Source organism: Pseudonocardia sp. DSM 110487, from assembly GCF_019468565.1.
Classification (GTDB): Bacteria; Actinomycetota; Actinomycetes; order Mycobacteriales; family Pseudonocardiaceae; genus Pseudonocardia.
Map to the genome: position 1 here is coordinate 1,860,611 of NZ_CP080521.1, position 13,798 is coordinate 1,874,408.

At 71.9% G+C, this 13,798-nt stretch carries 15 protein-coding genes; 13 read left to right on the forward strand and 2 right to left on the reverse strand.

The window, feature by feature from the left end; translation table 11 throughout:
* Window positions 1–4 precede the first annotated feature (4 nt).
* Genes K1T35_RS08475 through K1T35_RS08505 form a run of 7 tightly spaced genes read left to right on the forward strand, consistent with a single transcriptional unit; the run spans window position 5 to window position 5,793 of the window.
* Window positions 5–1,306, forward strand: a complete 1,302-nt coding sequence (locus K1T35_RS08475) for an MFS transporter (protein ID WP_220259609.1) — start codon at window positions 5–7, stop codon at window positions 1,304–1,306.
* Window positions 1,303–2,511 (forward strand): alanine racemase, encoded by a 1,209-nt coding sequence (locus K1T35_RS08480; protein ID WP_220259610.1) that lies wholly within the window; start codon window positions 1,303–1,305, stop codon window positions 2,509–2,511. Before K1T35_RS08475 ends, K1T35_RS08480 begins: the two co-directional genes overlap by 4 nt.
* Window positions 2,512–2,523: 12 nt before the next feature.
* Entirely contained in the window at window positions 2,524–2,904 is a 381-nt protein-coding gene (locus K1T35_RS08485) for a RidA family protein (protein WP_220259611.1), read from the forward strand.
* 46 nt (window positions 2,905–2,950) lie between these two features.
* On the forward strand, window positions 2,951–3,829 hold the full coding sequence (locus tag K1T35_RS08490) for an ABC transporter ATP-binding protein (RefSeq protein ID WP_220259612.1): 879 nt from the start codon (window positions 2,951–2,953) through the stop codon (window positions 3,827–3,829).
* On the forward strand, window positions 3,826–4,563 hold the full coding sequence (locus K1T35_RS08495) for a hypothetical protein (RefSeq protein WP_220259613.1): 738 nt from the start codon (window positions 3,826–3,828) through the stop codon (window positions 4,561–4,563). Before K1T35_RS08490 ends, K1T35_RS08495 begins: the two co-directional genes overlap by 4 nt.
* Window positions 4,556–5,143, forward strand: a complete 588-nt coding sequence (locus K1T35_RS08500) for a TetR/AcrR family transcriptional regulator (protein ID WP_220259614.1) — start codon at window positions 4,556–4,558, stop codon at window positions 5,141–5,143. The genes K1T35_RS08495 and K1T35_RS08500 overlap by 8 nt, the downstream gene beginning before the upstream one ends.
* Window positions 5,140–5,793 carry a GPP34 family phosphoprotein gene (locus K1T35_RS08505; protein WP_220259615.1) on the forward strand — a complete coding sequence of 218 codons (654 nt, stop codon included), beginning with the start codon at window positions 5,140–5,142 and terminating at the stop codon, window positions 5,791–5,793. The genes K1T35_RS08500 and K1T35_RS08505 overlap by 4 nt, the downstream gene beginning before the upstream one ends.
* A 26-nt stretch (window positions 5,794–5,819) precedes the next feature.
* Here K1T35_RS08505 and K1T35_RS08510 read toward each other — a convergent pair whose 3' ends face one another.
* Both K1T35_RS08510 and K1T35_RS08515 read right to left on the reverse strand, forming a co-directional pair.
* The gene (locus K1T35_RS08510; protein ID WP_220259616.1) at window positions 5,820–6,674 is read right to left on the reverse strand and encodes a hypothetical protein; all 855 of its coding nucleotides are present in this window, start codon (window positions 6,672–6,674) and stop codon (window positions 5,820–5,822) included.
* 10 nt (window positions 6,675–6,684) lie between these two features.
* Window positions 6,685–7,560, reverse strand: coding sequence for a serine/threonine-protein kinase (locus K1T35_RS08515; protein WP_220259617.1), 876 nt, complete (start codon window positions 7,558–7,560; stop codon window positions 6,685–6,687).
* Between the two features lie 110 nt (window positions 7,561–7,670).
* Between K1T35_RS08515 and K1T35_RS08520 the strand changes: the two genes are divergently transcribed.
* The 6 genes from K1T35_RS08520 (at window position 7,671) to K1T35_RS08545 (ending at window position 13,559) form a co-directional block, all read left to right on the forward strand.
* On the forward strand, window positions 7,671–8,456 hold the full coding sequence (locus tag K1T35_RS08520) for an IclR family transcriptional regulator (protein ID WP_220259618.1): 786 nt from the start codon (window positions 7,671–7,673) through the stop codon (window positions 8,454–8,456).
* Between the two features lie 124 nt (window positions 8,457–8,580).
* Window positions 8,581–9,546 (forward strand): ABC transporter substrate-binding protein, encoded by a 966-nt coding sequence (locus tag K1T35_RS08525; RefSeq protein ID WP_220259619.1) that lies wholly within the window; start codon window positions 8,581–8,583, stop codon window positions 9,544–9,546.
* A complete protein-coding gene (locus tag K1T35_RS08530) occupies window positions 9,543–10,343 on the forward strand; it encodes an ABC transporter permease (RefSeq protein ID WP_220259620.1) in 801 nt (266 codons plus the stop codon). Before K1T35_RS08525 ends, K1T35_RS08530 begins: the two co-directional genes overlap by 4 nt.
* A 3-nt stretch (window positions 10,344–10,346) precedes the next feature.
* Entirely contained in the window at window positions 10,347–11,108 is a 762-nt protein-coding gene (locus tag K1T35_RS08535) for an ABC transporter permease (RefSeq protein ID WP_220259621.1), read from the forward strand.
* Window positions 11,105–11,929, forward strand: coding sequence for an ABC transporter ATP-binding protein (locus K1T35_RS08540; protein ID WP_220259622.1), 825 nt, complete (start codon window positions 11,105–11,107; stop codon window positions 11,927–11,929). Before K1T35_RS08535 ends, K1T35_RS08540 begins: the two co-directional genes overlap by 4 nt.
* A 13-nt stretch (window positions 11,930–11,942) precedes the next feature.
* Window positions 11,943–13,559, forward strand: coding sequence for a thiamine pyrophosphate-binding protein (locus K1T35_RS08545; protein ID WP_220259623.1), 1,617 nt, complete (start codon window positions 11,943–11,945; stop codon window positions 13,557–13,559).
* Window positions 13,560–13,798: the final 239 nt, after the last annotated feature.

Consider the following 13,798-nt stretch of genomic DNA (forward strand, 5'->3'; position numbering starts at 1 on the left):
GGAGATGGCCCAGACCGCGGAGACGGACCGCTCGACCCTGCGCCGGGTCGGCTTCTCCAGCTTCATCGGCGCGATGATCGAGTGGTACGACTTCTTCCTGTACGGCCAGGCGGCCGCGCTCGTGTTCGGCCAGGTGTTCTTCCCTGGTGAGGATCCGCTGGTCGGCACGCTCGCCGCCTTCGCGACGTTCGCCGTGGGGTTCGGCGCGCGGCCGATCGGCGGCGTGATCTTCGGCCACCTCGGCGACCGCATCGGTCGCAAGTCGGCGCTCGTCGCCACGCTCTTCCTGATGGGCATCGCGACGTTCCTGATCGGCTGCCTCCCGACGCACGCGGCGATCGGGGTGTGGGCCCCGATCCTGCTCGTCGTGCTGCGGCTGCTGCAGGGCGTCGCCGCCGGCGGCGAGTGGGGCGGCGCGGTGCTCATGCTGACCGAGCACGCTCCGGTGCGCCGGCGCGGCTTCTACGGCGCCTGGCCGCAGATGGCGTCCTCGGCCGCGCTGATCCTCGCCACCGGGCTGATGTACGGGATGTCGGAGGCGCTCGGGGAAGAGCAGTTCCTGACGTGGGGCTGGCGGGTGCCGTTCCTCCTGTCGTTCCTGCTGATCCCCATCGGGATCTTCATCCGGCTGCGGATCCCCGAGTCGCCCGAGTTCGAGCGGGTCAAGAAGGCGAAGCAGATCGTGAAGCGCCCGGTGGTCGATGCGGTGCGCACCGAGTGGCGCTCGATCCTGCTGGTGATCGGGATGCGCGTGGCGGAGAACGTCTGTGGCTACCTGGTGTCGGTGTTCGCGCTCTCGTACGCCACGAACAACCTGGGCCTGGCCGCGAGCCTCGGCCTGCTCGCCAACATGCTCGCCGCAGGCGTGCAGTTCGTGATCACCCCGCTGTACGGCGCCCTGTCCGACCGCATCGGCCGCAAGCCGGTCTACCTGCTCGGCGCCGGGCTGCACATCGCGCTCGCGTTCCCGTTCTTCGCGCTGGTGCAGACGAGGAGCGTGCCGCTGATCCTCATCGCGTGGGTGCTCGGCTACGCGGTCGCGAACGGGGCGCTGTTCGCCACGCAGCCCGCGTTCTTCTCCGAGCTCTTCGGCACGAAGGTCCGCTACTCCGGCATCTCGATCGGCTACCAGTTCTCCGCGATGATCGCGGGAGGGCTGGCGCCGTTCGTGGCCACCGGTCTGGTCGCGTTGGCCGGCGGGGCGACGTGGCCGGTCTCGCTGTACTGGATGGCGGTTGGCCTGATCACGTTCGTCACGACGTTGCTGTGCCGGGAGACGGCGCCGGTAAGGACTGGACTGCGATGACCCTCCCCGCGCTCACGCGCAGCGCTGCCGAACCGCTCGGCCCGCATTTCCGCAACCTCCCCGACCACGCCGGAACCGTCGGCTCGGTCGGCGACATCGGCTGGCACGTCACCGACCTGCTGCTCCCGACGCTGACGCTGCGGCGATCGGCGCTCGACAACAACACGGCGCTGTTCGCGCGGTGGTGCGCCGACGCAGGCGTCGACCACGCGCCCCACGGAAAGACGACGATGAGCCCGCAGCTCGTCGCCGAGCAGCTCGCGGCGGGCGCGTGGGCCATCACGGCGGCCACCGTGGCGCAGGCCCGGCTCATGCACGCGTGGGGCGTGCCCCGGGTGGTGCTCGCCAACGAGGTGGTCGACCCGGTCGGGCTGGGCTGGCTGGCCGCCGCGGACCCGGGCTTCGAGGTGTTCGTCCTCGCCGACGGCATCGCCGGTGTGGATCGGATGTCCGCGGCGATGGCGGACGCGCCCCGGACGCTGCCCGTGCTCGTCGAGCTGGGGGTACCGGGAGGCCGGGCAGGCGTCCGGACCCGCGACGAGGCGGTCGCGGTCGCGCGCCGGATCGCGGCGGCGCCCGGCCTCGAGCTGGCCGGCGTCGAGTGCTTCGAGGGCGTCTACCCGCAGGATCGTGCGGAGCGGTCGGTCGCGCAGGTCGACCGGTTCGTCGCGGATCTCGCCGCGCTGCTCGCCGACGTCGACGGGCTGGCCGGGACGCGCGGGGAGCTCGTGCTCACCGCAGGCGGATCGGCGTACCCCGACCGCGTCGTCGCCGGGTGGCGGGAACTGCCGACGCTGTCGCGCCCGGTGCGCAAGGTGGTCCGCTCCGGCGGCTACCTCACCCACGATCACGGGCTTCTCGCCCGGTCCTCTCCGTTCGCGCTGCGGCCCGCGATGGAACTGTGGGCCTACGTGCTCTCCACCCCCGAGCCCGGCCTCGCGATCTGCGGGTTCGGCAAGCGCGACGCCTCGTACGACGTCGACCTGCCGATCCCGCTCCGCGGCCCCAGTGGCCCGCTGCGCAGCGCGGGTGTCGAGAAGCTCAACGACCAGCACGCCTTCGTCCGGCACGAGGGCGAGCTCGCCGTGGGCGACGTCGTCGCCTTCGGCCTGTCCCATCCGTGCACCGCGCTCGAGAAGTGGCCGCTCGTGCCGGTTCTCGATGACGCCGACGCCGTCGTCGGCGCGGTGCGCACCTACTTCTGAATCGGAGGACCCATGGCCAAGCGCGCTGTCAGCACCACGGAGGCGGCCCCGCCCGGAGGGCCGTACTCCCAGGCCGTCGTCGCGGGCGACCACGTCTACCTCGCGGGAGCCGTCCCGACCACGCCCGACGGAACGTGGGTCCGCGGCTCGTTCGAGGAGCAGGCCCGCCAGGTGTTCACCAACCTGCAGAAGACAGCGGAGGCGGCGGGCGCGTCGCTGACCGACGCCGTGCGCGTGGGCGTGTACCTGCGCGATTTCGGCGACTTCGAGGCGATGAACACCCTCTTCGCCGAGTTCTTCGGCAAGGAGAACGCGCCGGTGCGCACCACGATCCCGGTGGCCCTCAACGGGTTCGACATCGAGGTGGACGCGATTCTCTACACCGGTTCCTGACCCTTCGGTTGGACATCTAACCGATCGGTCAGCTATCGTCGGGCTGGTGATCAGCGCCCGGGGGTTGACCAAGCGCTACGGCGCCGTGCGTGCCGTCGACGACCTGTCGTTCGACGTCACGCCCGGTGCCGTCACCGGTTTCCTCGGCGCGAACGGGGCGGGCAAGTCCACGACGATTCGGATGGTGCTCGGCCTCGACGCGCCGACGTCCGGCTCGGTCACCGTGGCCGGCCGCTCGTACCGCGACCTCTCGTCACCGCTGCGCGAGGTCGGCGCGCTGCTCGACCCGCGGTGCATGCACCCGGGTCGCAGTGCGCGGGCGCACCTGCGGTGGATGGCCGACGCCGCGGGGATCGCGCGGTCGCGCGTCGAGGAGGTGCTCCAGCTCGTCGGCGTGGCCGATGTCGCCGACCGGCGTGTGGGCACCTTCTCGCTCGGCATGCGCCAGCGGGTGGGCATCGCGGGTGCGCTGCTCGGCGACCCGGGGGTGCTGCTGCTCGACGAGCCGCTGAACGGGCTCGATCCGGAGGGCATCCGGTGGATCCGCACGCTCCTGCGGGACCTCGCCCGCGAGGGGCGCACGGTGTTCGTCTCGAGCCACCTCCTGCACGAGATGGAGCAGGTCGCGCAGCGGGTGGTCGTGATCGCGCACGGCAGGCTCGTCGGCGCTGTTGATGTCGACATTCTCGACGTGGGTCGGGCCGCCACCGTGCGCGTCCGTCCTTCGGACGACCGGCTCGCTGACGCGTTGCGTGCTGCGGGCGCCACCGTGACGCCGATCGAGGACGGGCTCGACGTCGCCGGGTTGCCCGCGCAGCGGGTCGGCGAGGTGGCGCTCGCGTGCGGCATCGCGCTCCGTGAGCTCGTCGAGCGGCGCCACGGGCTGGAGGAGTCGTTCCTCTCCCTGACCGGAGGTGCGGCGTGATCCGCGCGGAGTGGACCAAGTTCAGCACCGTGCGGCTCCTGCCGTGGCTCGCCATCGGTGCGGTGGCGGCATCGCCGCTGGTCGCGCTGCTGCTCGTCGTGAGCCTTCCGGTCACGCAGGGTCGCGGGATCGACGCCGTGCCGCCCGCCGAGGTGGTGGGCGCCGCCCTGCTCGGTGTCGACGCGGCCGCGATCGTGCTGATGGTGCTCGGCGCGTCGATCGGCGGTTCGGAGTACGCCACCGGCCTGGCGCAGCCGACGTTCCTGGTGACGCCGCGCCGGGGTCGCGTGGTGCTCGCGAAGGTCGTGGTGACGGCCTCCGTCGCCGGTGCCGTCGCCGCACTGGTCGCTGTGCTCTGCCCGCTCGTCGCCCAGCTCGCGCTGGTCGGTGCCGGGCTGCCTGCGGCGCTGTTGGACGGCCCGCTCCTGCGGCTCGCTGCGGGCTCGGCGCTGGGGCCGGTGTTCTACGCCGTGATCGCGCTCGCGGCCGCGCTCGTCCTGCGCAGCACCGGGGGCGGTGTCGCCGTGGCGCTCGCCGTGCTGGCACTGCCGACGGTCACGTCGTGGATCCCGGGCCTCGACGTCCTCGCGCCCGTCTGGCCCGGTGCGGCGCTGCACGGCGTGTCCGGGGTGGACGAGCACGTGGGCGCAGGCGTGGGTGCGCTGTCGCTCTTCGCATGGGCCGCGGCCGTCACCTCCGTTGCGATGTGGCAGGTTCGGGTGCGCGATGTCTGAGCCCCGCCACCGCACGTTCACCGAGGAGGCGCGGCGCCGGCAGATCGTCGACCGGACGATCGAGCTGGTCGCGGAGCGCGGCCCCGCCGCCGCGTCGCTCTCGGCCATCGCCGCCCGTGCGGGGATCTCGAAGGCCGCCGTCCTCTACCACTTCGCGTCCAAGGACGCGGTGCTCGATGCCACGATGAGCCACGTGCTCGACTCGTACGTCGCGGCCGTGGGGGAGCGGGTCGACGCCGCCGACGGGCCCGACGGGATGCTCGTGGCATACGTGCGGGGCACCCTCGCGTACATGCGCGACCACCCGACGCACGTCCGCGTGCTGGTCGAGGGGCTCGTGCGCGACCCGGATGTCGCGGCGCAGCCGAGTCGCTGGCAGTCGGTCGCCGGGATCCTCGCGCAGGGGCAGGAGAGCGGGGTGTTCCGCGCGTTCGACACCCGCGTGCTCGCGTTGATGATCAACGGCGCTCTCGACGCCGTGGTCGCCGAGTGGATCGCAGCGCCCGATCTCGACCTGGACACCGCGGCTGCTGAGCTGGAGACCGCGGTGCTGCTCGCCGTCAAGGAGGCAACGACGTGACCCTCACCGAAGATCTCGTTCTCCTGCTGCTCGACCCCGCCACCGGCCGGGCGGTCGTGGACAGCACGTCATTCGACCGTGCGATCGGCGGGGCGTTGCTCCTCGACCTCGCCTCCCGCGAGCGCGTCACGGCCGACGGCGACGGCGCGAGGGCGCGGCTCTCCGTCGTCGGTGGGGCGCCCACCGGCGATCCGCTCCTCGACACGGCGCTCGAGCGGTTGAACAAGCCGGTGCGGGCGCAGAAGGCCGTCGAGCGGCTTGCCCGCGGCACGCGCACCCCGGTGCTGGAGCGCCTCGCGGAGCGGGGACTGGTGCGCCAGGAGCGCGGCAGGCTGCTCGGCCTCCTCCCCATCACCACCTGGACAGGTGACGCGGCGAAGGAGCTGCGGGGGCGGGTGGCGGGTGTGCTGCGCGACGGTGCCGAGCCCGCCCCGCACGTGGCCATGCTGATCTCCCTGATCCATGCGGTGAAGGCCGAGCACAAGGTCGTCGACGGACAGCGGCGCCAGCTGCGCTCCCGCGCGGCCGAGATCGCCGACGGCGAGTGGGCCGGGCAGGCCGTGCGCAAGGCCGTGCAGGCGGTGCAGACGAGTGTGATGGCCGCGGTGATGGCATCGACGGCCGCCGCGAGCTCGTCGGGCGGCCAGTGAACGATCACGTCGGGCTCGTGCGCGGCTCACGCCCTGCCGTGTTCGCGCAGTGTCCGGATGGCGCCGAGGGTGACCACGCCCCGCCACTCGACGGTCTGGCCTGGCGAGAAGTGCAGGAAGTGGAAATCCCAGCCGCCGTCGTCCAGCTGCTCACGCTCGAGCCGGTCCAGATCGGCCGCGATCGTCTCGTCGCTGAACAACGCCCGGCTCGGTGTTCCGGGGCGTGGCGACAGATCGAGAGGCTTGATGTGTTCGTTCTCGATCCCACCCTCGACGGCGACCGTGCCGTCGTCGCGGATCGCGGAGCGGAAACGGTCGACGGCCGCCGCGGCGCGGGCGGGGTCGGGTACGGCGTCGAGGAACTGCAGGGCGAACACGACCGTGTAGCCGCCGGGTTCTTCGATCGCGTCGATCCGGTTCCAGCACCACGTGGTTGCTGTATCCAGCCACGGGTGCCGCACGCCGAGCTGCCACAGCCTGGCCGCGAGCGCGTAGGTGAGGAAGCCCGCCTCGGGGTTGGGCTCCATCCACGGCGCGCGCGGGTGGCCGGCTGCCGACGGCAACACTGTCGGCGCGCCGCCGTCCGGGTGGGCGATCGCGTCGATCCAGTCGGCCACCTCGGTGACCATGGAGTCATGCGCGGCGTCGAGGCCGGCGAGCACATCGAGTGCGGACAGCGCCGCCGACGGCTGACTACCAGGGCACCGCACGTCGGGCTCCAGCGCGTGGCCGAACCCGCCGTCGGCGTTGCGGTACGCCGCGAGCGCCGTCCGGACGGGCTCGGCGGGCCCGCCGTCGAGAAGCAGGGCGAGCTGATGCCGCTCCAGGACGCGGGCGTTGGATTCGATGAACTGTCGTGCCGCTTCCAGGTCGATGCTCATGCACCGGACGCTAGGCGGTTCGGCCCCACACGCAGGCGTACCGCCGGCCCGGCCCGGGATCGGGGGCGAGGAAGCCCGGCAACGGGGGGAGGTCGACGGCGAGCGGCGCCAGCCGGTCGTGCAGCACGGCCGCGTCGGCCGGCCGGTCGGCCGGGTCCTTCGCGAGCAGGTCGAGCACCACGCGAGCAAGCGCAGGCGGAGCGCCCGGCAGCGGCCCCGGCGCCTCGCGCACCTGCCGCTCGAAGATCGCGTACGCCGTCTGCCCCGCGAACAGCTGTACGCCGGTGAGCAGCTCGTGCAGCACGCAGCCCAGCGCGTACAGGTCGCTGCGCGCGTCGGCCATACCGTGCTGCACCTGCTCGGGCGCCATGTAGGACGGCGAGCCGAAGATCTGGCCCATCCGCGTGAACCGCACCGCGCCCGCGAGGACGGCGAGGCCGAAGTCGAGCACGACGACGCTGCCGTCGGGGCGGAGCATCAGGTTGGACGGGGTGAGATCGCGATGCACGATCTCGAGGCCGTGCGCCGCGGCGAGCACGGCGGCGGCCTGCGCCCCGATCGCGGCCACCCACGCCGGGGGGAGCGGACCGTGCTCGGCCACGACGTCGGCGACGGTGACGCCGTCGACGAACTGCATCACCTGGAACAGCCGCTGCTCGTGCATCCCCAGGTCGTAGAGGATCGGCGCACCCGGGTGCTCTAGCCGGGCGAGGATTCGCGCCTCTCGCACGAACCGCTCCCGCTGCTCGTCGGACCCGCCGGGCAGGTGCAGGAACTTGACGGCGACCCGTCTGCCCAGGTGCGTGTCGAGGCCGTGGTGAACCGCGCCCATCCCGCCGCGCCCCATGGGGAGGTCGTCGATCTCGTAGCGGTCGGCGATGAGCAACGGTCCCTCCTCCATCACCCCGGGTCGCGCTCAGCCTTCCACGGGCGCGGTCCGTGGGGGCATGGGCCGATGATTCCGTCCTTGCGGAGACGGCTGGCTATAGTTCCGCTATGTCGAACGACGTGCGGGCCGAAGGTGCGACGACCACTTCCGTCGACAACGCACTGTGGCTGCTGCAGCTGGTCGGGGAACGCCAGGCGCTGCGCGTCGCGGAGGCCGCTGACCTGCTCGGTGTGGCCCGGTCCACTGCCCACCGGCTGCTCACCGCGCTGCGGCGCCGCGGCTTCGTGATGCAGGACCGACCCAACGGCGCGTACCGGCCCGGGCCTGCGCTCTACGAGATCGGGCTGGCGGCGGTCAGCCGGATCGACATCGTCCGGGTGGCCCGTCCGGTGCTCGAACAGCTCCGCGAGGAGACGCAGGAAACGGCGAGCCTCGCCATCCTCGAAGGCGCGATGATCCGGTTCGTCGACTGCGCGGAGAGCCCGCGTTCCGTGCGAGTCGGCAACCGCACGGGAGTGATGCGCCCGGCGCACGCCTCCGCGGTGGGCAAGGCGATCCTCGCCGGTCTGCCCGACGCCGAGCTCGACCGGCGCTACCCGGGCGCCGAGCTCCCGCCCGCCACAACGTCCGCCGCCGTCACCGGCACCGCGGCGCTGCGCGCCGAGCTGGCCGAGATCCGCACCCGTGGCTACGCGCTGAACTGGGAGGAGAGCAGTGACGGCGTCTGCGCGGTCGCCGTCGCGCTGCGCGACACCGTGGGGCAGCCGCTCGCCGGGCTGGGGGTCGCCGCTCCGAGCAGCCGGATCGGCACGCCGGACGGGATTCGTGCCTTCGCGCCGTTCGTGCAACGGGGCGCCGAGCTCGTGCAGGAGCGACTGCGCTCGCCGCACTGAATATTCGGTCCTGCGGAATTATCTTTCGTACAAGTCCGCATACGTGGACATCGCCGCGAGGTCGCCATAGTGTCCAAACCTGCCCGGGTCCGGTGCACGGCAACGACGCTTCCTGGAGGCCCGTATGCGCAAGGGCGTGACGGCGGTCGCGCTGGCGGCCGTCATGGCGGTCACAGCGGCTTGTGGTGGTGGCGGCGACGGCTCAGGTGGGGGCCGGTCGGACATCACCGTCAACATCGTCCCGTTCACCCCGAACGCCGTGCTCTTCCTCGGGATGGAGAAGGGCATGTTCGACAGGCGCGGGATCGACGTGGAGCTGCAGAACGCGGCCTCGCCCGTCCCCGTCGTCGCCTCGCTGGTGGCGGGGCAGGCCGACTTCGGGTTCGTCACCACGCCCGTGCTGATCAACGCCAACCGTGAGGGAACCGCGATCAAGTGCGTCGCGCCCATCGACGGCCAGATCAGCCCTGACCGCGACGCCAGTGCCCTCGTCGCCGCCGCCGGCAGCGGAATCGACTCCCTCGACGACCTCGCGGGCAAGTCCGTCGCCGTCGTGCAGCTGGCCAGCATCAACCTCATCGGCGCGAAGAAGATGATCGAGGACGCAGGCGCCACGGGTACCGAGTACATCGCCATGCCGTTCCCGCAGATGCCCCAGGCGCTCGCCGACGGTCGGGTGGACGCCGCGGTGATCACCTCGCCGTACCTCGAGACGGCCCTCGCCGCGGGGGCCGTTCCCCTGGCCCACCCGAGCTCGGACCTGTTCCCGAACGGCACGGTCTACTGCTACGCGGCCACGGCCCAGTACCTGGCCGAGAACCCCGAGGTGGCCAAGGGCTTCCACGACGCGATGGAGGAGGCGATCCTCTACGCCAAGGATCACGAGGACGAGGCCCTCGCCACGTTGGTCGAGCACCTCGACCTCACGCCCGAGCAGGCCAAGGCGCAGATCATCCCCACCAACTACGTGCCCGAGATCAACCTCGACTCGATCGCCGCCATCCAGGACGTGATGGCCCAGCAGGGCTCGATTCCCAGCACCGTGAACCCCGCCGACCTGGTCTGGCGGCCCGGCGAGGGTTCCTCGTGACCGTCGGCGACACCACCTGGTTCAAGGTCACGGCCAGGGTCGCGGTCGTGATCGCGGTGCTGGGCGCATGGGAGTACGTCAGCGTCTCCGGAGCGCTCGACCGAAGCTCGTTCCCGAGCATGACCGGCACGGTCGCCGAGCTGGCCCGCCAGCTGCAGGACTCCGACCTCTGGAGCGCGGTGGGGGAGACCATGCGCGGCTGGTCGCTCGGCCTGCTCATCGGCGGCTCGCTGGCGATCACCGTTGGCACGCTGCTCGGCCTCAACCGGTTCGCCTACCTCAGCGTCATCCCAGTGATCGAGTTCCTCAAGACCGTCCCGGTCATCGCGATCCTGCCCCTGGCCATCGTCGTGTGGGGCGCGACGCTGGAGATGAAGGTCTTCCTCGTCGCGTTCGGGGTGTTCTGGCCGCTGACGATCCAGACCATCTACGGCGTCCGCGCGGTGGACCCCGTGGTGCGCGACACCGCGACGGTGCTGCGCCTGCGTGGCCTGCGCAAGTTCTGCACGGTGACGCTGCCCAGCGCTGCCCCGTTCGTCGCGACCGGCGTGCGCGTCGCCGCCGCCGTCGGCCTCATCCTGACGATCATCGCTGAGCTCATCGGCGGCGCCGAGGGCCTCGGACTGTCCATCCTGACCTCGGTCAACGCCGGACCAGACCGGCTGCCGGCCACCTACGCCTACATCCTCGTCACCGGGGCGGCCGGGGTGGCCGTGACGGGCGCCTTCGCCTACCTGGAGCAGCGCCTGTTGCACTGGCACGAGAGCCAGCGCAACCTCGCCGCGAGGGGGGTGTGAGGGGTGGTCCGGATCTGGCGGCTGTGGTTCTTCGCCACCATCCTGGTGATGTGGTGGGTGCTGTCCGCCGACAGCACGTCGACGTTCTTCCCGCCGCTTCAGAAGATCCTGACGCAGCTCTACGACCTCTGGGTCGTCGGGGACGCCCGCCGCGAGCTCTGGTCGAGCCTCGGGAACTTCGCGGTCGGGTACCCGGCCGCCGGGCTGCTCGGGATCGGGATCGGCGCCCTGCTGTGGAAGTTCCACCGCGTCGGGCACGCCGTCTCCCCGGTCCTGTACTTCGTCTACGTGATCCCGACGGCGGCGCTGCTGCCGGCGATCGTGGCCGTGATGGGCATCGGGTCGCCGATGAAGATCGCCGTCATCGTCCTGGCCGCGATATGGCCGACGCTGCTCAACACGCTCGACGGGATGCGCGGCATCGATCCGGTCATGCTCGACACGGCCAAGGTCATGCACATGTCCCCGGTCCGGACGGTCCGCACCGTCGTGCTGCCGGGCGCCATGCCGCAGATCATGGCCGGCCTGCGGCACAGCCTCCAGATCGCGGTGATCATGATGGTGGTCAGCGAGCTCGTCGCGTCCCGGTCGGGCATCGGGTTCTTCATCCTGGAGGCCCAGCAGCGCTTCGCGATGACCGAGATGTGGACCGGGATCATCGTCCTCGCCCTCGTCGGGAGCGCACTGACGTTCCTGTTCATCGCCGTCGAGCGCGTCGTGCTGGCCTGGTACCTCGGCGCCCGCGCCGTCGAGCAGAAGGGATGAGCCCTGTGTCGCAGTCCGAGGTGATCCACGGCAGGCCACCCGGTCCGGCAGGCGAGCCGGTGCTGTCGGTCCGCGCGCTCGCCAAGACCTACAACGCCGGGCAGCGCACTGAGCGGTCGGCCATCGCCGACGTCTCATTCGATGTCGCCAAGGGCGAGTTCGTCTGCGTGGTGGGGCCGAGCGGCTGCGGCAAGACCACCCTCCTGCGCTGCCTCAGCGGGCTGCTCGCCCCGACCTCCGGCGAGGTCCGGTTCGAGGGGACGCGCCTGACCACGGTCCCGGACCGGCTGAGCGTCGTCTTCCAGGACTACAGCCGCTCCCTGTTCCCGTGGCTCTCGGTGCACCGCAACGTCGCCGTGCCGCTCAAGGTCGCAGGCGTCGCCAAGCAGCAGCGCGAGGCCCGGATCCGGGAGGTGCTCGACGCCGTCGGGCTGGGCGACGTGGGGCGCAGCTACCCGTGGCAGCTCTCGGGCGGCATGCAGCAGCGGGTGGCGATCGCGCGCGCACTCGCCCACCGGCCGGACCTGCTGCTCATGGACGAGCCGTTCGCCTCTGTCGACGCCCAGACGCGGTTCGACCTGGAGGACCTCATCCTGCAGGTCCGGCGCGAGCTCGGGATCACCGTCGTGCTCGTCACCCACGACATCGACGAAGCGGTCTACCTCGCCGACCGGGTGGTCGTGCTCGGCCGCTCCCCGAGCCGGGTCACCGAGATCCTCGACGTGCCGCTCGACCACCCGCGCACCCAGGTCGGCACCCGGTCGAGCGACACCTTCGGCCGCCTCCGCGGGCATCTGATGGAGCTCGTCACCAGCGCCTGAGGGGAGCCGGCCGATGTCCAGACCCGCCGTCGAGGCACTGCTCGACGTGATCCGCGACTGGGGGGCCGACCGGCTCTTCACCTGCCCCGGGAGCACCGAGGCGGCCGTCCTCGACGCGCTGGTGGTCCGCAAGGACGTCGAGCTGGTGCTCACCACCCACGAAGGCGTGACCGTGTCGATGGCGGACGGGCTCGCGAGGGCAACTCGTCGGCCGAGCGTCGCGTACCTGCACGCGAACGTCGGGCTGACCAACGGGCTGAGCAACCTCTACGCGGCGCAGCTCGCGTACTCGCCGGTCGTCGTGCTCAACGGGATCAAGGCGTCCTCGATCCAGGCGAGGGATGGCTTCACCACCGCGCGACGGATGCGCGACCTCGTGCACCAGTACGTGAAGTCGGACTGGCAGTCGCTCACCACCGAGGCGATCCCGGAGGACGTCAACCGCGCCTTCCGGACCGCGGTGACCGAGCCGGCAGGCCCCGTATGGGTCGGGCTCGCCCAGGACATGCTCGAGAGCACGGCGGACGTTCCCGTCCCGCTCGTCGCGCCCTTCCGCTTCGATTCGCGCACCGCACCGTCCGCGACCGCCGTCCGGACCGCTGTGGACCTCATCGCCGCCGCCGAGCGACCCGTGCTCGTGGCCGGCAGCGAGGTCGCACGGGTGGGCGCGCTCGACCGGCTCGTGCGACTGAGCGAACAGCTCGGGGCGCCCGTCATGCACGAGGACCGGCGCGGGTTCGAGCGGCCCGGCTTCCCCACCGACCACCCCCACTTCCGCGGCCAGTACGAGGCGGGACACCCGCTCGTGCGGCAGGCCGACCTGCTCGTGTTCCTCGGCGCCCGCCTGTTCAACGAGTTCGAGCCGGCGCGCGTCCCGCCGCTGCCCGCGGACGTGCCGATCGTCCACAGCCACACCGATCCCCGGCACGTCGGGATGACGTACGGCGTCGACGCCGCGCTGGTCGGCGACCAGGGGCTGGTGCTGGAGGCGCTGTCCGCCGCCCTGCCCGCTGCGCCGCCCCGTGCGGTTCCCCCCGCGGCACCACCGCCCTCGCGCCGGCCGTCGGCGGCCGGTGCTCCGCTGCGTGCCGCCGACGTCGTCGATGTGATCACCGAGTCGCTGCGTGGTGTCGCGCTCGTCGGGGACGCCACGACGGCAGGGGGGATCCTGCAACAGCGCGCCCACCAGCACACCGGCGACGACTACTTCGTCTCGTCGTCGGGATCACTCGGGTGGGGCATGGGCGCTGCGCTCGGCATCGCGATGGGCATGCCGGACCGCCGGGTCGCGGCGGTACTCGGCGACGGCGTGTTCCAGTTCGGCATGCCCGCGCTGTGGTCGGCGGCGCGCAGCGGCCTGCCCGTCACCTATGTCGTCATGAACAACCAGAGCTACGCCGCGGTCGGCGCGGCGTTGCGACGCTTCGGCGGCGAGGCCGTCGAGCGGCAGCACTACCCGGGCGTCGACATCGCAGGCCCGCACATCGCCGAGGTGAGCACTGCGTTCGGTGTGCCCGGAAGGCGCGTCGACACGCTCGCCGGCCTGCGGGAGAGCCTTGAGGCGAGCAGGCGGGCCGACCACCCGACACTCGTCGAGGTGATGACCGATCCCGCGGAATTCGGCCCCTAGTGTCCCGAACCGGAAGTCCACCACATAAGCCGACGGCCCAGCTTCCCGCTGGGCGCACCGGCGAACCGGCCGAGTACGCCCGGTACAGGTCAGGTCGATTGGGAAGTAGCAGGGTGACCTGCGGAAACCGAGTGGCCTCGCCCGCCTTTCCGTCGCAAACCGCTGAAGCAAGCGGGAGGCGGTCGCGCTTCGCAGGGTCTCCCGAGCTCGACGGGGACGCCGGCGCCGTCCTCGGCGTG

Bases quoted from the DNA above. Each gene is read 5' to 3' on its own strand.
- K1T35_RS08475 (WP_220259609.1), top strand. From the start codon at position 5: ATGGCCCAGACCGCGGAGACGGACCGCTCGACCCTGCGCCGGGTCGGC.
- K1T35_RS08480 (WP_220259610.1), top strand. From the start codon at position 1,303: ATGACCCTCCCCGCGCTCACGCGCAGCGCTGCCGAACCGCTCGGCCCG.
- K1T35_RS08485 (WP_220259611.1), top strand. From the start codon at position 2,524: ATGGCCAAGCGCGCTGTCAGCACCACGGAGGCGGCCCCGCCCGGAGGG.
- K1T35_RS08500 (WP_220259614.1), top strand. From the start codon at position 4,556: ATGTCTGAGCCCCGCCACCGCACGTTCACCGAGGAGGCGCGGCGCCGG.
- K1T35_RS08510 (WP_220259616.1), bottom strand. From the start codon at position 6,674: ATGAGCATCGACCTGGAAGCGGCACGACAGTTCATCGAATCCAACGCC.
- K1T35_RS08520 (WP_220259618.1), top strand. From the start codon at position 7,671: ATGTCGAACGACGTGCGGGCCGAAGGTGCGACGACCACTTCCGTCGAC.
- K1T35_RS08525 (WP_220259619.1), top strand. From the start codon at position 8,581: ATGCGCAAGGGCGTGACGGCGGTCGCGCTGGCGGCCGTCATGGCGGTC.
- K1T35_RS08540 (WP_220259622.1), top strand. From the start codon at position 11,105: ATGAGCCCTGTGTCGCAGTCCGAGGTGATCCACGGCAGGCCACCCGGT.
- K1T35_RS08545 (WP_220259623.1), top strand. From the start codon at position 11,943: ATGTCCAGACCCGCCGTCGAGGCACTGCTCGACGTGATCCGCGACTGG.